At 67.0% G+C, this 18,504-nt stretch carries 17 protein-coding genes; 9 read left to right on the top strand and 8 right to left on the bottom strand.

Going from position 1 to position 18,504, the window contains the following annotated elements:
• Positions 1-2 precede the first annotated feature (2 nt).
• Positions 3-1,616 (bottom strand): flavin-containing monooxygenase, encoded by a 1,614-nt coding sequence (locus tag ACZYY4_RS01910; RefSeq protein ID WP_463807722.1) that lies wholly within the window; start codon positions 1,614-1,616, stop codon positions 3-5.
• A 90-nt stretch (positions 1,617-1,706) separates the two neighbouring features.
• Here ACZYY4_RS01910 and ACZYY4_RS01905 point away from each other — a divergent pair, with 90 nt between their 5' ends.
• From ACZYY4_RS01905 to ACZYY4_RS01895, 3 genes are read left to right on the top strand one after another with little or no spacing between them, the layout of a single operon-like run.
• Positions 1,707-2,717 carry an aromatic ring-hydroxylating oxygenase subunit alpha gene (locus ACZYY4_RS01905; RefSeq protein ID WP_463807721.1) on the top strand — a complete coding sequence of 337 codons (1,011 nt, stop codon included), beginning with the start codon at positions 1,707-1,709 and terminating at the stop codon, positions 2,715-2,717.
• Positions 2,714-3,331 (top strand): isochorismatase family protein, encoded by a 618-nt coding sequence (locus ACZYY4_RS01900; protein ID WP_463807720.1) that lies wholly within the window; start codon positions 2,714-2,716, stop codon positions 3,329-3,331. Before ACZYY4_RS01905 ends, ACZYY4_RS01900 begins: the two co-directional genes overlap by 4 nt.
• Positions 3,319-4,968: an acyl-CoA synthetase gene (locus tag ACZYY4_RS01895; protein ID WP_463807719.1), complete on the top strand. Its 1,650-nt coding sequence runs from the start codon at positions 3,319-3,321 to the stop codon at positions 4,966-4,968. The genes ACZYY4_RS01900 and ACZYY4_RS01895 overlap by 13 nt, the downstream gene beginning before the upstream one ends.
• On the opposite strand, the gene ACZYY4_RS01890 is transcribed toward ACZYY4_RS01895, so the two are convergent.
• Both ACZYY4_RS01890 and ACZYY4_RS01885 read right to left on the bottom strand, forming a co-directional pair.
• A complete protein-coding gene (locus tag ACZYY4_RS01890) occupies positions 4,965-6,395 on the bottom strand; it encodes an aldehyde dehydrogenase family protein (protein WP_463807957.1) in 1,431 nt (476 codons plus the stop codon). The two genes, ACZYY4_RS01895 and ACZYY4_RS01890, sit on opposite strands and share 4 nt — an antisense overlap.
• A 26-nt stretch (positions 6,396-6,421) precedes the next feature.
• Entirely contained in the window at positions 6,422-7,231 is an 810-nt protein-coding gene (locus tag ACZYY4_RS01885) for an NAD(P)-dependent oxidoreductase (RefSeq protein WP_463807718.1), read from the bottom strand.
• Between the two features lie 186 nt (positions 7,232-7,417).
• On the opposite strand from ACZYY4_RS01885, the gene ACZYY4_RS01880 reads away from it, so the two are divergent.
• Together ACZYY4_RS01880 and ACZYY4_RS01875 are read left to right on the top strand one after the other, a co-directional pair.
• Positions 7,418-8,698, top strand: a complete 1,281-nt coding sequence (locus ACZYY4_RS01880) for a cytochrome P450 (RefSeq protein ID WP_463807717.1) — start codon at positions 7,418-7,420, stop codon at positions 8,696-8,698.
• A 75-nt stretch (positions 8,699-8,773) separates the two neighbouring features.
• Positions 8,774-9,985: a cytochrome P450 gene (locus ACZYY4_RS01875; protein WP_463807716.1), complete on the top strand. Its 1,212-nt coding sequence runs from the start codon at positions 8,774-8,776 to the stop codon at positions 9,983-9,985.
• Between the two features lie 10 nt (positions 9,986-9,995).
• Here ACZYY4_RS01875 and ACZYY4_RS01870 read toward each other — a convergent pair whose 3' ends face one another.
• On the bottom strand, positions 9,996-11,531 hold the full coding sequence (locus ACZYY4_RS01870; protein ID WP_463807715.1) for an aldehyde dehydrogenase family protein: 1,536 nt from the start codon (positions 11,529-11,531) through the stop codon (positions 9,996-9,998).
• Between the two features lie 95 nt (positions 11,532-11,626).
• Here ACZYY4_RS01870 and ACZYY4_RS01865 point away from each other — a divergent pair, with 95 nt between their 5' ends.
• Complete coding sequence (locus tag ACZYY4_RS01865; protein ID WP_463807956.1) at positions 11,627-12,841, top strand: CaiB/BaiF CoA transferase family protein; 1,215 nt, start codon at positions 11,627-11,629, stop codon at positions 12,839-12,841.
• Here the strand turns inward: ACZYY4_RS01865 and ACZYY4_RS01860 are convergent.
• Complete coding sequence (locus tag ACZYY4_RS01860) at positions 12,838-13,635, bottom strand: thioesterase family protein (RefSeq protein WP_463807714.1); 798 nt, start codon at positions 13,633-13,635, stop codon at positions 12,838-12,840. The two genes, ACZYY4_RS01865 and ACZYY4_RS01860, sit on opposite strands and share 4 nt — an antisense overlap.
• Complete coding sequence (locus tag ACZYY4_RS01855) at positions 13,632-14,651, bottom strand: NAD-dependent epimerase/dehydratase family protein (protein WP_463807713.1); 1,020 nt, start codon at positions 14,649-14,651, stop codon at positions 13,632-13,634. Before ACZYY4_RS01855 ends, ACZYY4_RS01860 begins: the two co-directional genes overlap by 4 nt.
• 115 nt (positions 14,652-14,766) lie before the next feature.
• Here ACZYY4_RS01855 and ACZYY4_RS01850 point away from each other — a divergent pair, with 115 nt between their 5' ends.
• Genes ACZYY4_RS01850 through ACZYY4_RS01840 form a run of 3 tightly spaced genes read left to right on the top strand, consistent with a single transcriptional unit; the run spans position 14,767 to position 17,580 of the window.
• Complete coding sequence (locus ACZYY4_RS01850; protein ID WP_463807712.1) at positions 14,767-15,192, top strand: Zn-ribbon domain-containing OB-fold protein; 426 nt, start codon at positions 14,767-14,769, stop codon at positions 15,190-15,192.
• The gene (locus ACZYY4_RS01845) at positions 15,189-16,334 is read left to right on the top strand and encodes a thiolase family protein (RefSeq protein WP_463807711.1); all 1,146 of its coding nucleotides are present in this window, start codon (positions 15,189-15,191) and stop codon (positions 16,332-16,334) included. The genes ACZYY4_RS01850 and ACZYY4_RS01845 overlap by 4 nt, the downstream gene beginning before the upstream one ends.
• 16 nt (positions 16,335-16,350) lie before the next feature.
• Entirely contained in the window at positions 16,351-17,580 is a 1,230-nt protein-coding gene (locus ACZYY4_RS01840; protein WP_463807710.1) for an amidohydrolase family protein, read from the top strand.
• Positions 17,581-17,584: 4 nt separating this feature from the next.
• Here ACZYY4_RS01840 and ACZYY4_RS01835 read toward each other — a convergent pair whose 3' ends face one another.
• Complete coding sequence (locus tag ACZYY4_RS01835) at positions 17,585-18,079, bottom strand: nuclear transport factor 2 family protein (RefSeq protein ID WP_463807709.1); 495 nt, start codon at positions 18,077-18,079, stop codon at positions 17,585-17,587.
• Positions 18,072-18,500 (bottom strand): Zn-ribbon domain-containing OB-fold protein, encoded by a 429-nt coding sequence (locus ACZYY4_RS01830; protein ID WP_463807708.1) that lies wholly within the window; start codon positions 18,498-18,500, stop codon positions 18,072-18,074. Before ACZYY4_RS01830 ends, ACZYY4_RS01835 begins: the two co-directional genes overlap by 8 nt.
• Positions 18,501-18,504: the final 4 nt, after the last annotated feature.

Genomic DNA, 18,504 nt, shown 5'->3' with positions numbered 1-18,504 from the left:
CGTCATCCCAGCCTGAAGCCGGTGTAGCCGGCCGCGGCGATCTCGTCGCAGCGGCGGCGGTATTCCGGAATGCCACCGGTATATCCCATATACATTCGCTTCTTGCCGGGGACGTTTCCGCCGTTGTACCAGGAATTGCACGTCGGGTGAACCAGAACCGTCGCCGCGACCAGTGCTGTGGTGTGTTCGATCCATTCGGCCTGCGCGGCCGGCAATGCCTCGATCGTGCGATACCCACCGGCCCGCAAGTAGGCGATGCAGTCGCCGATCCACTCCACATGCTGTTCCAGCGCGGCGACGAAGTTGGTTGCCGCGCTGGGGCTGCCGGGCCCCTGGACGGTGAACAGATTCGGGAATCCGGCCACGTGCAATCCCAGGTAGGACACCGGTCCCTCATTCGCCCAGACGTCTCGGAGCAAGACCCCGTCGCGACTGCGGATATCGATACGGCTCAGCGCACCGGTCATGGCGTCGAAGCCGGTGGCGTAGATGATCACATCGAGGTCATAAGGATCGTGGCCGGTTCGGATACCGGTCGGCGTCACCGTCTGAATCGGCTCGCGGCGAAGATCGACCAGGGTCACGTTGTCGCGGTTGAAGGTTTCGTAGTAGCCCTGGTCGATGATCGGGCGCTTGCAGGCGAAGGGGTGGCTTGGCACCAAGGCGGCCGCCGTCTCTGGGTCGCGCACGATCCGGGCAATGGCTTCGCCATAGAGCCGGGTGGCCATCCGATTCGCCTCGATGTCGAAGAAGAGGTCGCCCCAGTTGAGCGCCCCCAGCACACCGTGCTCCTCGACGGCACGCAGTTGCTCCTCGCGTAACGCCGACTTCAGCGGCGGCCGGCTGAGCATGTCGAGCAGCACCGAGAACGCCGAGAGCCGGGCCGCGCCCACCGGGTGGTCTCGTTGCGCGGCGCGGATCTGGCTGTAGTCCGCCTTCAGCGCGTCCAGTTCACCCGGCGCGAACTGCCGGACCTGCCACGGCAGTGTGTAGGCCGCCGAGCGCTGGAACACGTACAGCTGTGCGGCTTCTCGGGCGACGACCGGAATCAGTTGGACACCGGTGGATCCGGTGCCGATGACGCCGACGCGCTTGCCGGTCAGGTCATGGCCTTCTTTCGGCCACCGGCTGGTGTACAGCGAGGTCCCCGCGAAGCTGTCGATGCCGGCGATATCGGGCTGCAGCGGCACCGACAGGATGCCGGAGGCGGCGACCACGAAGGAGGCGAGCAGCCGCTCTCCCGCCGCCGTGGTCACCGCCCAGGCGGCGGCGTCCTCGTCGAAGACCATCGCGACAACGGTCGTGTTGAATGCGATATCGCGGCGCAGATCGAGTCGGTCGGCGACAAAGTTCAGGTACGCCTCGATCTCCGGCTGGGCCGGCATCGTCTCCGTCCAGACCCACTCCTGCTGAATCTCCTCGGAGAAGCTGTAGGAGTACTCGATGCTCTCGATGTCGCAGCGCGCGCCCGGATACCGGTTGACCCGCCATGTCCCGCCGACGTTTTCGGCCGCCTCCAGCACGCGGGTGCGGATACCCCGCTCGCGCAGGTAGTGCAGCGCATACAGACCCGAAAACCCGGCGCCGATGATCAGCGCGTCGAGGGTCTCGGTCACCGTTCGGCCGCCTTCCGTCGCCTCCGCAGGGTGTGCTTATCGATAGGCCTACGGTACGGTATTCGGTTAGGTGTCGTGAGAGGAAATACGATGAAGGTTCCGTTCACCTGGAAGGTCACCGGTTGGTTCATGGTCGGCTGGTCTCCCGACTTCGAGGTCGGCAAGACCCGCCCGCTGCACTATTTCGGTGAGGATCTGGTCGCCTACCGGGACGAATCCGGTGAGCTGCACGTGATGGAGGCGCACTGCAAGCACCTCGGCGCCCATCTCGGCCACGGCGGCAAGGTCATCGAGGACCGCGTCGAGTGCCCGTTCCACGGGTGGCAGTGGGGTCCCGACGGCTGCAACAAGTTCATCCCCTACCAGCCGGATCGACCGAACAAGGCGCTGCGACTTCGGGTCTACCCGGTCCGCGAGCAGCACGGCTGCGTATTCATCTGGCACCATCCCGACGGCACGGAACCCGGATGGGAGATGCCGGACATCTTCGCCAAATTCCCGCAGTTCACCACCGGCCCGCAGGACTACTACCGGGCCTATCCGGAGTTCTCCCGGCGCTTGGAGGGCGAGCCGGTTCATCCGCAGATCGTCGCCGAGAACGCCGCTGACAGCTCACATTTCCAGTATGTGCATCATGCGACGGTGACCCCGCGGGTGCTGGACTGGAAGATGGCCGACCACGAATGGCACTTCGTCGCCGGCTTTCCCGATGAGAACAGCGATGACCCCGAGCAGATGGCGCTTCGCTTCCACTCGCACCTCTTCGGTCTCGGCGGAGCGATCAGCATCTTCGAAGGCGTGCAGCAGCACCGGCTGATCTTCACCTGCACCCCGGTCGACGAGGGCCGCTCGGATCTGTTCTATTCGATCTGGTGGCCGCGAATTCCCGGCGATGATTCCGAGGCGCCCCCGGATGAGGTGCGGGCACGAGTTGAGAAGCAGTTCTTGACCACGGTGGAAGACGATCTCGGTATCTGGCGCCATCAGCGCTACATCGAGCATCCGGCGCTGGCCAAGGTCGACGCGAAACCGTTTATGACCCTGCGTAAATGGGCCACGCAGTTCTACGACGTGCCATCAGCGGAGGTCGCTTTGACATGACGGCTCCGCTGGCGGATCTGGTCGCACCCGAGCACACCGCGATCGTCACCCAGGAGCTTCAGGGCGCGGTCGTGGGAGTCGACGCCGGGCTACCGATACTCGCCGATGAGGCCCGCCGCGAGGCGCTGCCGAACATCGGCCGGCTGCTGCCCCCGGCGCGGGCCGCCGGCGTGCAGGTGGTGCACTGCCTGGTCCACCGTCGCCCCGACGGATTGGGCTCCAACCACAATGCGCGGCTGTTCGCCGCCGGCCGGCGCAGCGTCAGCATCGGTCCAGGCAGCTCCGGCGCCACTTTGCTGTCTGAATTCGGACCGGAGCCATCGGATCTGGTTCTCAGCCGCTGCCACGGGGTGGGGCCGATGGGCGGAACCGACCTGGACGCGGTGCTACGCAACCTGGGAGTGTCGACCGTCGTCGTCGTGGGGGTCTCGTTGAACGTGGCCGTCCCGAACCTGGTGATGGACGCGGTCAACGCCGCCTATCAGGTGGTGCTGCCCCGCGACGCGGTGGCCGGTGTGCCGGCCGCATACGGGGCTGCGATGATCGAGAACACGCTGTCGCTATTGGCGACCATCACCACCACCGAGGAGCTGATTCACACGTGGCGACCCTGACTCAATTCACCGTTCCGGTGGTCACCGAGGCGGTGGCCGCGGCGATTCCCGACCGGGACCTGGTGATCCAGGGCGATCGCCGCTTCAGCTACGCCCAGATCGTCGAGCGATCCAACCGGCTGGCGTCGTATCTGCATTCGCAAGGGCTGGGCGCTCACACGCCGCGGTCGGAGTTGCTCGGGCACGAGACCGGCCAGGACCTGCTCGGGATCTACGCCTACAACGGTCACGAGTTCGTCGAGACCCTGCTGGGCAGCTTCCGCGCCAGAGTGGCGCCGTTCAACGTCAACTACCGCTACGTCCGCAGCGAATTGGCTTACCTGCTGGCAGATTCCGGTGCCACCGCGCTGGTGTATCACGCCGCGTTCGCCCCCACCCTGGCCGAGGTGCTCCCCGATCTGCCGCAGCTGAAGGTGCTGATCCAGATCGCCGACGACTCCGGCAACGCCCTGCTCGACGGGGCGGTGGACTACGAGACGGCGCTGGCGGGCAGCTCACCGCAACCACCACCGGTGCAACCGGACCCCGACGACCTCTACGTGCTCTACACCGGCGGAACCACCGGAATGCCCAAAGGGGTGCTCTGGCGTCAGCACGACATCTTCATGGGCTCGTTCGGCGGCCGCAACCTGATGACCGGCGAATCGGTCAGCTCCATCGACGACATCGTGGGGCCTGCCAGCGAGAACCCCGGCATCAAGCTGATGATCCTGCCGCCGCTGATCCACGGCGCCGCGCAATGGGCGGTGATGACGGCGATCAACACCGGCCAAACCCTGGTTTTCCCTTCGGTTGTCGACCATTTCGACGCCGACGACGTGGTGCGCACCATCGAGCGGGAGAAGGTGCTGTCGGTGACCGTGGTCGGCGACGCGATGGCCCGTCCCCTGATTACCGCGATCCGCAACGGCACCGCCGATGTGTCGTCGCTGCTGGTGGTGGCCAACGGTGGCGCGCTGCTGACGCCGTACGTCAAGCAGCAGATCGTGGAGACACTGCCGGGCGCCATGGTCATCGACGGGGTCGGCTCCTCGGAGACCGGCGCCCAGATGCGTCACATGTCGACGTCGGGCACAGTCTCGACCGGAACCTTCGGCGCCGGACCGGACACCTGCGTGGTGTCCGAGGATCTCGGTTCGGTGCTGGAACCCGGCCACGACGGCCTGGGCTGGCTCGGGCAGCGCGGCTACGTCCCGTTGGGCTACAAGGGCGATGCCACCAAGACGGCGGCGACCTTCCCGGTGATCGGCGGGGTGCGCTACGCCGTTCCCGGCGACCGGGCCCGGCATCTGGAAGACGGATCGGTCGAGTTGCTCGGCCGGGATTCGGTGACGATCAACTCCGGTGGGGAGAAGATCTTCGCCGAGGAGGTCGAGACCGCCATCGCCTCGCACCCTTCCGTGATCGACGTGGTGGTCGCCGGCCGGCCCAGCGAGCGATGGGGCCAGGAGGTGGTGGCTGTGGTCGCCCTCGCCCAGGGGGCCGCCGCAACCGCCGCCGAACTGATCGAGCACGCGAGCGGATCACTGGCCCGCTACAAGCTGCCCAAGGCGATCGTCTTCCGGACCGCGATTGTGCGGAGCCCGGCCGGCAAGGCCGACTACCGATGGGCGCGCGAGCAGGCCGAGCAGGGCTAGCCGAATTTCTTGAGCCGCCTACGGGTACGGTTGCGCGTCCTGCGCAACATCGCATCGGCGTAGAACCGCATCCCGGCTTTGAACGGGGGCGCGGCGGATCCGGTCAGGCTGAAGGGCAGATCGGAGCCGACCACCGTCCGGTGGTGGCTGAAGGTGTCGAAACCCGCCTTGCCGTGGTAGGCGCCCATGCCACTGCGTCCCACGCCGCCGAACGGTGCGCCGGACGGAATCATCTGTGCGGCGAAGTCGTTGCGGGCCACTCCACCACTTCTGGTGCGACGCACGAAGTCGCGGAAGTTCTTGCCGCCGGGACCGAACCAGTAGGCGACCAGTGGCGCGGGGCGCGCATTGATCGTCTCGATCGCATCGTCGAGCGTGGCATAGCCCTGCACCGTCAGCACCGGGCCGAAGATCTCCTCCTCGGCGAGGCGCATCGTCGCGTCGACGTCGCGCACGATGGTCGGGGCGATCTTGCGGGAGGCGCGATCCGGCAGCACCTCGCCGGCCGGGGCGACGGTCTCGACGGTGGCGCCGCGTTCGCGCGCGTCGCCGATCAGGCCCAGCACCCGGTCGAAGTTGGCCTCGTTGACGCATGAGCAGTAGTCGCCGTTGGCCACGATCGTCGGGAACATATCCCGAAGCGTCTGGCGTGCGACGTCGACGAACGTGTCGAGCTTGCTGTCAGGAACCAGAACATAGTCGGGGCAGACGCAGACCTGCCCCCCGTTGACCATCCGGGCCGACGCGATCCGTTTTGCTGACCGCGCGATGTCGGCCCCGGGGGCGACCACGACGGGGTTCTTTCCGCCCAACTCCAAGGTCACCGGCACCAGGTTTTCGGCTGCGGCGCGCTGCACCAGCGAGCCCACCGACGGTGAGCCGGTGAAGAAGAGGTGGTCGAAGGACAGCCCCGCGAACGCGGCCGCCACGTCCGCACCCCCGGTGACGACGGCAAGTTCGTCATCCCGGAAATACTCCGGCGCCAGCTCGCTCATCAACTCGGCGGTGCGCGAGGTGATTTCGGACATCTTGATCATCACCCGGTTGCCGGCGGCAAACGCCGCCGCCGCCGGCAGCACCACCAGTTGAAGCGGGAAGTTCCACGGGCCGATGATCCCGACCACGCCGAGCGGGCTCGGCTGCACTTCGGCCCGCAGCCCGGCCAGGCGTGCCGCCGGCATCAGCTTTGCGGGCCGCATCCATTTCCCGATATGCGATCTGGTGTGCTCGATCACCGGGATCATGCCGACCAGCTCGGTGGCCAGCGATGCGTCCCGGGACCGTGTCCCGAAGTCGGCGGCCATCGCGTCGACGAAGGCGTCGGTGTTGTCCAGCACCAGGGCCAGCAGGCGATCGATGCGGTTGCGGCGGACAGCCACCCCGGGCGGCCCGTCGGCAACGAAGGACTGCCGCTGCTTCTCCAGCAGGTTCGCCGGACCCCCGAGATCGCCGGTCACGACAGATCCAGCAGCCCGGTCTCGACCACGGTGCGCAGCTGCCCCAGGTCGACGCCACGGTCAGCAGCCGCCTCGATGCAGGCCGCCACATCCTTACGCATGAACGGCGCAACGACTTTGGCGAAGTTCTCCACACCCCCGGACGACTGCACGTACCCGGCTGCTCGGCTGCCGCCGCTGCACTGCGCCAGCGCCTCGAACAGGCTGGAGTCGGGCACGTCGAGGCTCTTGGCCAGCTCGACCGCGGCCGCGACGAGTTGCGCGTTGGCGACGAACAGCACGTTGTTGATCAGTTTGAGGTTGAGCGCGGTGCCCAGGCCCCCGGTGGTGATCACCGGATCGGCGTACGCGGCCAGCACCGGCCGGGCGCGGGCCACCGCGTCGTCGGAGCCGCCGAGCAACACCGTCAGGCTGCCGGCGGCGATGTCGTGGGCGCCGCCGCTGACCGGCGCATCCACCAGCGCCGGGCCGGCCGGGTATTCGGCCATCAGCTTGGTCAGGGTGCTGACCGTTCCGGTGGTGTGGGAGACCACGACCGTGTCGGCTCCGGCGTTGGCCAGCAGCCCGTCGGCACCGGCAGCCACCTCCAGCAACTGGGCATCAGAGAACAAGCAGCTGATCACGACGCCGGCATCGCTTGCGACCGCGGCGACCGACTCCACCGGCACGGCGCCGGCGGCCGCCAGCCGCTCGCGCACCTCGGGCCGGCGTGCATAGACCTGCACGCGATAGCCGGCCTCGACCAGGCGCAGGACCATCGGCTCGCCCATCTTGCCGGCTCCGACGAACCCGATGGTGTCGGCCATTCTCGGCTCCTCCCGCATCTTTCGCCGCCTCTGGGGGACGCGTAGTGAGGCTATTTCGGTAGGGCCAACCGTAGCATTGTCCGCGGGCGCCGAATTCATTACAGTCGTCCTTACTGTCGATATTTCGGGTGGTGGGGACCGTGCGTGACACCCCACCGCCCAAGGGCCCCGCCCGAGAGGAAAAGCATGACCCTGAATACTTCCGCCAGCCCGCCGATGTCACCGCGCCCCCACCACCGGCTCGACATCTCCGAAACCGACTTCTGGGGCAAGGACTTCCGGAGCCGGGACGAGACGTTCGCGACGCTGCGCGGCGAGCAGGGACTGACCTGGCACCGGCCGATCCCGGCCGTCTTCCCACACGAGGAGACCGGATACTGGGCGGCGACCCGGCACGCCGACATCAAGTTCGTCAGCCAGCACGAAGAGTTGTTCTGTTCCAGCGAAGGCGTCAGCGTCGATCCGATGCCGGCCGAAATCCAGCGCAACATGACGTTCTTCCTGGCGATGGATCCGCCCGACCACACCCGGTACCGCAAGCTCATCAGCTCGGGATTCACGCCGCGGCAGGTCCGCCGCACCGAGGATCAGATCAAGGCCAATTCCCGCAGCATCGTCGACGATCTGCTGACGCAGCTGCGCACCGGCGACCAGATCGACTTCGTCGCAAGCTGTTCGGGCCAGCTGCCGATGCGGACGATCTCCGACATGATCGGTATCGACCCCGCCGATCAGGAGAAGGTCGCCTACGCCGCCGAATGTCTGTTCAGCAGCAGCGACGACGAGTACGCCTCGCTGGAGGAGCGGGCCGTGCACGTCATGACGCAGATGGGCGTGCTGGCCGGTTCCGGCGTCGAACTGGCGCAGCGGCGACGCGCCGAGCCGCACGATGACTTGATGACCGCGCTGGTCAATGCCGAGGTCGACGGGCATAGCCTCACCGACTCCGAGCTCGGCTCGTTCATGGTGCTGCTCGGCTCGGCGGGCAATGACACCACCAAGCAGACCACCACGCATGCGTTCAAGGCCCTTGTCGATCACCCCGAGCAGCGCGCCTGGCTACTGGCCGACTTCGACAACCGGATCGACGCCGCAGTCGAGGAGTTCGTGCGCTGGGCGACACCGGTACTCGCCTTTGCGCGCCACGCGGTGGCCGACACCGAGGTCGCCGGGACCGACATCAAGGCCGGCGAGAAGATCGGCTTGTTCTACTGCTCGGCCAACCGCGACGAGACGGTGTTCGACCGGCCGCACGAATTCGACATCACCCGTGCCACCAACCCGCACCTGGGTTTCGGCGGCGGTGGGGCGCACTACTGCCTGGGCACCCATGTCGCACGGATGCAGCTGCGGCACCTGTTCCACGAACTGCTCACCCGACTGCCGGAGGTCACGCTCGGCGAACCCGAATACCTGCAGAGCACCTTCGTGCACGGCATCAAGCGAATGCCGATCAGTCTTGCCTGACGCTGGTGCAGCAGCCCCCTGATCATCTACTGTAATCCTTACAGTAAATCACTTCACCCAGACGGGAGACCAGCCGTGGAGAGCCAGGTCGACGATGTCGCCGCCGCACTCGGCAAGCCGGCCGGCTACCTCACGAATCCCTATCCCTATTTCGAGAGCAAGCGCGCCGAAGCCGGGGTCTTTCCCGGAACGGTCATGGACTACTCCAAGACCCCGGCGTCGCTTCGGCCGGAAACACAGTTCGCCGCCGTCTCTTTCGAAGCGGTGAACCAGGTGTTCCGGAATGCGGATTCGTTCAACTCGCACATCTACGACGTCACGATCGGGCTGTTCCTCGGTCCGACGATCTTGGCGATGGAGGGCGAGCAGCACCGCAAACACCGCAACCTGGTCTCATCGGCGTTCAAGCGCAAGTCGCTGGTGCACTGGGAACCCGCGGTGGTGCGGCCCGTCTGCACCGCGCTGATCGACGAGTTCATCGAGGCCGGCACCGCCGATCTGGTGCACGACTTCGCTTTCGAGTTCCCCACCCGGGTCATCTCCAAGCTGCTCGGCCTGCCCGAAGAGGACCTGCCGTGGTTCCGGCAGCGCTCCCTGGAGTTGATCAGTTACACCGTCGACTACCAGAGTGCATTCAGTTCGTCGGCGGCGTTGAAGGACTATTTCCTGGCGCAGATGCAGATGCGCAAGTCGCATCCGACTCAGGACATCATCGGTGATCTGGTCACCGCGGAAGTCGACGGCGAGAAGCTCGGCGACGAGGCGATCTACTCGTTCCTGCGGCTGCTGCTGCCGGCTGGACTGGAGACCACCTACCGGGCCACCAGCAACCTGCTGTACCTGCTGCTCACCCACCCCGAGCAGTTCGCCGCGGTGCAGGCCGACCATGACCTGATCGGTGCGGCCATCGAGGAGGGCCTGCGCTACGAGACCCCGCTGACCACCGTGCAGCGCACCGCGATCCACGACACCGAGGTGGCCGGTGTCCCGATTCCCGCCGGCGCGGTCGTCGACGTCTGCATCGGGTCGGCTAACCGTGACGGGACCCGGTGGGAGCGTCCGGAAGAGTTCGACATCTTCCGCAAGTGGATTCCGCACATCACGTTCGCGGCCGGCGAGCACACCTGCATGGGACTGCATCTGGCACGCATGGAGATGCGGGTTGCGATGGAGTGCCTCTTCGAGCGGCTCACCGACATCACCCTGGTGACCGACGGCAACCCGCACATCTACGGGCAGCCGTTCCGATCGCCGCGTTGCCTGCCGGTGACTTTCACGAGCAAGTAGCGCCGAAGCCTCAGGCCCCGCGCGGCTTTCGATAGCCGATCGTCTTGGTCTCCAAGTACTGCTGGAATCCCTCGATGCCGCACTGCCGGCCCCACCCGCTGCTCTTGTAACCACCGAACGGCGCGTCCGCCCCGTAGTACATCCCGCCGTTGACGCCGATCGCGCCGGTGCGAACCCGGCGGGCCACCGCCATGGCCCGCTCCGACGACGCCGAGACCACCGCACCGGCCAGCCCGAAAGCGCTGTCGTTGGCGATCCGCACCGCCTCGTCGTCGTCGCCGAACGGCAGGATCACCAGCACCGGTCCGAACACTTCCTCCCTGGCGATGGCAGCGCTGTTGTCGACGCCGACGATCACCGTCGGTGCCACGTAGTGTCCGCCGCGGAGATCCTGCGGTAGGTCGTCGTATTCCCCTCCCCCGGTGGTGATCTCAGCGCCATCGAGCCGGGCCTGCCCGATCGCGTCGAGCACACGCCGCTTCTGCTGTGCGCTGATCAGCGGACCCACCAGCGTCTGCGGCAACGCCGGATCGCCCACCGTCACCGCCGCGAACGCCGCGGTCACCGAGGTGACCACCTCGTCGAACAGGGACGTGTGCACCAGCATCCGGGTGGTGGCCGCGCAGGCCTGTCCGGCGTGCACGCACACGCCGACCGCGCCGGGGATGACCTTGGCCGGGTCGGCATCGTCGAGCACGATCAACGCCGACTTTCCGCCCAGCTCAAGGAAAGTCCGTTTCATCGTGTCGGCGCTGCGGCGGGCCAGCAGCTTGCCGACGGCGGTGGATCCGGTGAAGGAGACCATGTCGACCCGGGGGTCGGTGCCGAGCAGGCCGGCGACTTCGTTCGATCCGGTGGGCACCACGTTCACCACCCCGGCGGGGATGTCGGTGTGCTCGGCGACCAGGCGCCCGAGCCGAGTGGCGTTCCACGGGGTGTGCGGGTCGGGCTTGAGCACGACGGTGTTGCCGGCCGCCAGCGCCGGCCCCAGTTTGTTCAGGATCACCTCGATCGGGAAGTTGGACGGGGTGATGGCCGCCACCACACCGACCGGCTCCTTGACGACGGTGCGAACGTTGCGTTCGCCGAACAGTCCGCCCCCCTCGATCAGCCGCTCCCACTCGAACTCGTCGATCAGCCGCGCCGGGTACCGCAGCGCGTCTGCCAGCGGCCAATCCAGTTGCGCCAGTTGGGTCGTCATCACCGGGCAGCCCACTTCGGCGATCAGCTCGGTGCGCAGTTCTTCCTGCTCGGCCTCCAGCGCCGACTGCAGTTGCGCCAGGCAGCGTTTGCGCAGTTCACGGTTGGTCGCCCAGTCGGTGTCGTCGAACGCCCGCCGGGCCGCGCCGATCGCCTGATCCATATCGACCTCGTCGGCGGCCGCGGTGGTCCCCAACAGCCGCCCGGTGGCCGGACTGACGTTGTCGAACTCCGCACCCGAGGCCGCCGCGACCAACTTGCCGTCGATCAGCATGCGGGACTCCGCCGCAGCCGCGGCCCGCTCGCCGATCTCCACGCTCAGAGCCTGCCGCCGGACGTCGCTCACCTGACTCCCAAACATTTCGGATGCCCAACCGTAACCATTACAGTAGAATACTTCAATTGGTCGGATGTCAGGAGCACACCGAGTTGATCAAGGTCATGGACGGCTTCCGGGTACTGGAGGTCGCACAGTTCACGTTTGTCCCGGCAGCCGGCGCGATCCTGGCCGATTGGGGCGCCGACGTCATCAAGGTCGAGCATCCGGTGCGCGGCGATACCCAACGCGGATTCATCCGGATGGGAGGCTTCGAGCTCGACCCCGACCGGCATCCCCTGATCGAGCATCCCAACCGCGGCAAGCGCAGCGTCGGCATCGACGTCTCGACCCCGGATGGTCAACAGGTGCTCTACGAGCTTGCCGCTACCGCCGACGTGTTTCTGACCAACTACCTTCCGCGAGCACGACAGAAGAACAAGTTCGACGTCGAGCACATTCGCGCCGCGAATCCGAACATCGTCTACGCCCGCGGTAGCGCATACGGCGACAAGGGCGCCGAACGCGACATCGGCGGCTTCGACGGCACCGCGTTCTGGACCCGCAGCGGAGTAGGTCACGCGCTGAGCCCGGAGGAACTCGGCGCGCCGCTGTCCCAGGGGATCCCGGCGTTCGGCGACTCGGTCGGCGGGATGAACATCGCCGGCGGCATCGCCGCCGCGCTGCTGCACCGGGAGCGCACCGGGGAGGCGCTCGAGGTCGACGTGTCGTTGCTGTCCACCGCCTGGTGGGCGGCCGGCGCCAGCGTGACCCAGGGGATGGAGACCGGCGAAGCCATGCGTTCGCTGATGCCGCAATCCGGCGGCTCCCCGGGGAACCCGTTCCTGGGCAACTACACCACCTCCGACGGCGGCACCATCAACCTGTGCATCGTCAGCCCGACGGGATACATCCGGGACACCTTCGAACACTTGGGTATTCCCGACGCCGCCGACGATCCCCGCTTCTCCGAGGTGCTGCCGCTGATGGAGAACGCCGACGCGGCCGTCGAGTTGATGGTGGCCGCGATAGCCGCAAAGCCCTTCGAATACTGGCGCCAGCACCTCAAGACCATGAAGGGCCAGTGGGCGCCGTTCCAGAGCCTGGTCGACCTGGGCTCCGACGAACAGGCCATCGCCAACGACATGATCGTCGAAGTCGAGGCCGGCGACGGCGGGCCGGCGTTCAAGGTGGTCCGCGGACCGGTCCAGTTCAACCACGAGCCGCTGGAGACGACCCGCGCCCCGCAGGCATCCGAGCACACCGAGGTGGTGCTGATGGAGCTCGGAATGGACTGGGACCGTATCGAAAAGCTGAAGGAGTCAGGCGCTATCGCCTAACCGGCCGCGGGGTTCTCCCGGCTGGGATCGAAGTTGAAGTTCGCGATGGCGGTCGACACGCCGCTGCCGATCGGGCCGCAGGTGTCGAGCAGCGCGGCGCTTCCGGTCGCCACGCCCGCGTCGCTGTAGTGGGTCAGCGCCGCCAAGCCGATGTAGGGTCCGACCGGCAGCCGGCTCAGGGTCAAGGTGTAGTCGGCGTTGATGAACGCCAACCCCTTGGTGCTGAAATTCGTGAGCGAGGCGGTGACGTCGACGGCCATCGCCGCCCGCACGAACGGGGTCGGTTCTTCGCCGTCGACCAGGTCACGGATCTCGCGTATCCAGGCGTATCGCGGACCGGCATGCTGCCAGGGGAAGCGGCCGCCGTCGTCACTGCCGTAGGTCTGGATGAACATCGGCACGGATTCGTCGAAGCGCGCCGGCTCGTCGGGGACCGGCGGCATCGTGATTGCGGTGGTGAAGAACTCACCACCGGGTTGGATGCCACGCCGCAGATACAGCGCCGATGCGCGGGCCACCAGCTCGCCGTCCTGCGTCATCGCGGCATCGATCGCGCGCATCCGCGACCCGGCGCGCACCACCGACGCGGTGACCCGCAGCGGTTCGGTCGCCACCCGGCGCAGGATCTCGACGGTGAGTCGCGCCGGCTGCAGGTCGTCCTCGGGCACCTGTTGCTCGACAGCGCGGGCCAGCAGACCGCCGACCACCTGCCCGCCCAGCGTCGGCCCCCACCCGCCGTGGGCGATCGCGTTGGGCATGAAGCCGTCGTCACGACGGACCACGAACGGGATCATGCGTTGCTGCTCTCGAGGTAGAAGCGTGCGGCACGGCGGATTGAGTGTTCGGTCGGTTCCGGGTGCCAACCCAGCTCCCGAGTGGCCTTGCCGTGGTCGGCGGGTGAGGTCAACGCCATGAGGCGTGCGCCGGTCGCGGTGAACGCGAAATCACGGCGCAGCAGCGCCCCCAGGGCGCCGACGACGTGCCCGGCCAGGTGCAACACCGCCATCGGTACGCCGATGCGTGGCGGCGTTGCCCCGACCGCTTCGGCTGCGATGGTGAGCATCTCGCGCTGACACATGTACCGCTCGGAGATGATGTAGCGCTCGCCGACCCGTCCCCGCTCCGCGGCCAGCAGCATCGCCCGGGCAGCGTCATCGATCCCCACCACCTCGGCGCCCACGCCCCGCGCGTAGGCCGGCATCCTGCCCTGTGCCGCGAGCTGAACGAGCATGCCTTGGCGCGGCTGCCAGTCGGGCGGCCCGTACGGGTTGGACACGTTGGTGACAACCGCCGGCAGACCACGGTCGGCGACGTAGGACAGCACCAGTCGCTCGGCCTCCCGACGGGAGGCGATGTAACCTCCGCCTTGGTCGGCCCAGTTGAACGGCGTTTCCTCGTCCACAGTTTCGCCGTTGTGCCCCACCGCGATGGTGCCGATGGTGCTCAGGAAGACGAACTTGGCGAGGCCGGCCTCCGCGGCCACCTCCAAGACGTTGCGCAGACCTTCTACGTTGGTCCGAAACAGCGGTGCCGGGTCACGGAGTTCAGCGCGGGTGTCGACGACGCAGTAGTACACGACGTCCCGGTCGGCCATGGCGGCGGTGACCGCCTCGGTGTCGAAGATGTCGCCGTAGCGCCGGTCCACGTCGAGTCCGTCGATTCCCTTGGTGGAACTGGACTTGCGCAGCAGCACGCGCACGTCGTCGCCGCGGGCGACCAGTTGGCGGGTGACGCAGGCACCCACGTTGCCGCTGGCGCCCATGACCAGGGCGCGCCGCCGATTCACGTCCGATTCATCGTTCACTGTCATAGCCGGATCCCTCACCGTAACCGCCAGACCGCTACCGGAAGCCCCGCTGGTCAACTCGCGCTATCGTACATTACTGTAAGTATTACAGTTAACAGACCCGTTGCGCGGAGGTCCCATGCAGAAAGCGCTCGCCCCGGACATCTCGACCTGGCCGGAGGAGAATCCGCAGTTGATCAGCAGCCGCTGCGGCGCCTGCGACGCCACCGTGTTCCCGGCCCAGCCCCGCTGCCCGCGCTGCAGCGGTGACCAGATGTCGCGGGAGTTGCTCCCCCGCAACGGAACCCTGGTGGCCTGGACCACCCAGGGGTTTCCGCCCGGCCCACCGTATCTGGGCCCCACCGGTAAAGACTTCGTACCGTTCGGCGTCGGCTTGGTGCAGCTCGGCGATGTCGTCCGAGTCGAAGGCCGGCTCACCGAGAACGACCCGGACAAGCTGCAGTTCGGCATGCCGGTTGAGCTGACCATGGTGCCGTTCGCCAGCGACGGCGATGGGAACGACATCATCACTTTCGCCTTCCGGCCGACGAAGCAGGGCTCATGAACGACGTCGCCATCATCGGTGTCGGCCTGCACCCGTTCGGCCGCTTCGAAGGCAAGTCGGCGATGGAGATGGGCGTGGACGCCATCTTCGCCGCGGTCGCCGACGCGCGGGTGGACTGGAAGGACATCGGCGCCGCCACCGGCGGCAGCTGGACGGTGGCCAACCCGGACGCGATCGTCGGCATGGTCGGGCTGTCGGGCATCCCGTTCACCAACGTGTTCAACGCATGTGCGACCGCGGCCAGTGCGGCCAAGGTCTGCGCGGACGGGATCCGGTTGGGCGACTATGACATCGGTGTCGCCGTCGGCCTGGACAAGCATCCACGCGGGGCGTTCACCGAGGACCCCGCGCTGGTCGGGATGCCACGCTGGTACGCCGAGAACGGCCAGTATCTGACCACCCAGTTCTTCGGCATGAAGGCCAACCGGTACCTGCACGATCACGGCATCTCCCAGCAGACGCTGGCCAAGGTCGCCGCCAAGAACTTCCGTAACGGCGCGCTGAACCCGAATGCGTTCCGGCGCAAGCCGATCTCCGAGGCGGAGATCCTGGGCTCGACGATGCTGAACTATCCGCTGACGCAGTACATGTTCTGCGCACCGGATGAGGGTGCAGCAGCGGTCGTGATGTGCCGTGCCGACATCGCCCACCGCTACACCGACAAACCGGTGTACCTGCGCGCCGTGGAGGTGCGCACCCGCCGCTACGGGGCCTATGAGGTCAACACCACCTTCGCGCCGATCACCGAGGATGTGGCACCGACGGTGTACGCCGCTCGCGCAGCGTTCGAAAAGGCCGGTGTGGCACCCGAAGACGTCGACGTCATCCAGTTGCAGGACACCGACGCCGGCGCCGAGGTCATCCACATGGCCGAATGCGGCTTCTGCGACCACGGCGACCAGGAGAAGCTGCTCGCCGACGGCGCGACCGAGATCTCCGGATCGCTGCCGATCAACACCGACGGCGGCCTGATCGCCAACGGCGAGCCGATCGGCGCCTCCGGACTGCGCCAGATCCACGAATTGGTGCGCCAACTGCGCGGTGAGGCCGATGACCGCCAGGTGCCCGGCGAGCCCAAGGTCGGGTTCGCCCAACTCTACGGTGCACCCGGCACCGCAGCGGCAACAATCCTGACCCGCTAGCAACCGGGAGGCACCCATGAGCCAGTTCCGCGACGCACCGATCTTCGATGCCGACCAGCACATGTATGAGACCCCCGAGTCGTTGACGAAGTACCTGCCGGAAAAGTACTCGCGGGCCGTCCAATTCGCCCAGATCGGCCGCCAGACCCGGATCATCATCAACAACCGCGTCAGCGACTTCATCCCGAACCCGACGTTCGAGCGAGTGGCCGCTCCCGGCGCGCATGAGAAGTTTTTTGCCGGCGAGAACACCGAGGGACTGACCCTGCGGGAGATGCAGGGGGCCGCCGTCGAAGCGCCGCCCGCCGCCCGCAATCCTGCCGACCGGGTCGCAGAACTGGACCGCCAGGGTGTGGTGGAGGCGCTGAACTACCCGACGCTGGCCAGCCTGGTGGAGCACTCCAGCGCCGAGGACCCGGAGCTCACCTGCGCGATCATTCACGCGCTGAACCAGTGGATGGCCGAGCACTGGACCTACAACTACGACGGCCGGGTGTTCTCCACGCCGATCATCAACCTCTCCGAGGTCGACGCCGCCCAGCGCGAGCTGGAGTACATCCTGTCAAAAGATGCCGCGGTGGCGTTGATCAAACCCGGCCCGGTCAACGGCATCCACGGTTGGCGCTCGCCGGCGCTGCCGGAGTTCGATCCGTTCTGGCGTGATGTGGAAGCCGCCGGCCTGCCGATCGTGCTGCATGCGAGTTTTCCTCCGCTCGACGAGTACGTCGGCAGGTGGGAGCCGCCGTACACCCAGAATTTCATGGCGCAGAGCGCGTTCCGCTGGATGGTGTTGGGGCATCGGGAGATCGCCGACATGATCACTGCGCTGATCTGTCACGGCACCTTGACCCGGTTCCCCGAACTGCGCATCGCCAGCGTCGAGAACGGCAGCTCGTGGATCGGACCGCTCTTCGATGACTTCGGTGAGCTGTACAAGAAGATGCCGCAGAACTTCCCGGAGCATCCCCACGACGTGTTCCGGCGCAACATCTGGGTCAGCCCGTTCTGGGAGGGCTGCATCTCCGACGTCGTCGAGACGGTCGGCTGGGACAAGGTGCTGTTCGGGTCGGACTATCCGCACCCCGAGGGCCTGCCGGAACCGCAGGGCTTCTGGAAGTACGCCGAGGGCATGGATGTTCGGCGCAGCTATGACTTCATGGGCGACAACGCCCGCCGGTTCATGGGGCTGCCGCTGGCCAACCCGGACCCGGAGGCCACCAAGCCGCCGCTGCCGGCACGCGTCTGAGCAATCACTTCATCACCCGCCGAGCCGCTCTCGCCAGCGCAGCGCGGATACGCGGTGACAGGTAGACCGCAAACAATCCGTTGAAGACGTCCTCACGCAGTCGGGTCAGCGTCGAGGTCTTGATCCGCCACTGCCCGTCGGCCCTTTCGTAGGTCTCGGTGTAGTGGCCGTACCCGCGCAGGTTGACCCCGGGGCCGAACCGGACCACATCCTCGAGTGCCCACACCCCGGTCGCCGTCGTCGGCGAGGTCAGCTCGATGTCGGGCGCGTGGACCTGATGGACGGTGGGTTGGTCGCGCAGGCTCTTGCGGGTGAAGGCGACGAAATCGTCCGCGCCGGCGATCACCTTCCCGCCGGCGCGCGAGGTGTCGCTGACGAAGTCGTCGGTGAACAGGGTGCGCCAGGCCGTCCAGTCCTTGGCGTCCAGGTAGCGGCAGTACCGGGATTTGAGCCGTTTGATCGCTTCGATCTCCAGCAGCACGCCGGCGTCGTCAGTCATGGCCGGCTCCGGCGGCCGGTTCGTACCGCAGCATCGTGACGTCGTGGGCGGGGTAGTCGCAGAACACCGGTTTGACCCGCATCCCGACCACCAGCTCGGCCGGGTCGACGTTGACGAGCTCGGTGGAGAATCGTGGCCCCTCGTCCCATTCGACGATCGCCAACAGTTGCGGCACGGCATCCGCGAAATGCGGGCCGACCGGCCGGCGGGCCACCGTGAACGAGTACAGCGTGCCCATTCCGGAGATCTCCCGCCATTCCAGGTCGTCGGCCAGGGTGCGCGGTGCCCGGACCCGCGGGTAGAAGACGTAGCTCTGCGAGGACGGCGAGTACTGGATGACGATGCGGTGCTGCGCCAGCGCATCCCAGAACGGTGCGGTGGTCGGTGTTTTGACCGGCATCGGGCGTTCGAAGGTGGTCATCGGC

The organism is Mycobacterium sp. IDUB_21 (assembly GCF_055419425.1).
This window is presented reverse-complemented; position numbering and strand designations above follow the sequence as displayed.

Bases quoted from the DNA above. Each gene is read 5' to 3' on its own strand.
- ACZYY4_RS01905 (WP_463807721.1), top strand. From the start codon at position 1,707: ATGAAGGTTCCGTTCACCTGGAAGGTCACCGGTTGGTTCATGGTCGGC.
- ACZYY4_RS01900 (WP_463807720.1), top strand. From the start codon at position 2,714: ATGACGGCTCCGCTGGCGGATCTGGTCGCACCCGAGCACACCGCGATC.
- ACZYY4_RS01885 (WP_463807718.1), bottom strand. From the start codon at position 7,231: ATGGCCGACACCATCGGGTTCGTCGGAGCCGGCAAGATGGGCGAGCCG.
- ACZYY4_RS01880 (WP_463807717.1), top strand. From the start codon at position 7,418: ATGACCCTGAATACTTCCGCCAGCCCGCCGATGTCACCGCGCCCCCAC.
- ACZYY4_RS01865 (WP_463807956.1), top strand. From the start codon at position 11,627: ATGGACGGCTTCCGGGTACTGGAGGTCGCACAGTTCACGTTTGTCCCG.
- ACZYY4_RS01860 (WP_463807714.1), bottom strand. From the start codon at position 13,635: ATGATCCCGTTCGTGGTCCGTCGTGACGACGGCTTCATGCCCAACGCG.
- ACZYY4_RS01855 (WP_463807713.1), bottom strand. From the start codon at position 14,651: ATGACAGTGAACGATGAATCGGACGTGAATCGGCGGCGCGCCCTGGTC.
- ACZYY4_RS01850 (WP_463807712.1), top strand. From the start codon at position 14,767: ATGCAGAAAGCGCTCGCCCCGGACATCTCGACCTGGCCGGAGGAGAAT.
- ACZYY4_RS01845 (WP_463807711.1), top strand. From the start codon at position 15,189: ATGAACGACGTCGCCATCATCGGTGTCGGCCTGCACCCGTTCGGCCGC.
- ACZYY4_RS01840 (WP_463807710.1), top strand. From the start codon at position 16,351: ATGAGCCAGTTCCGCGACGCACCGATCTTCGATGCCGACCAGCACATG.
- ACZYY4_RS01835 (WP_463807709.1), bottom strand. From the start codon at position 18,079: ATGACTGACGACGCCGGCGTGCTGCTGGAGATCGAAGCGATCAAACGG.
- ACZYY4_RS01830 (WP_463807708.1), bottom strand. From the start codon at position 18,500: ATGACCACCTTCGAACGCCCGATGCCGGTCAAAACACCGACCACCGCA.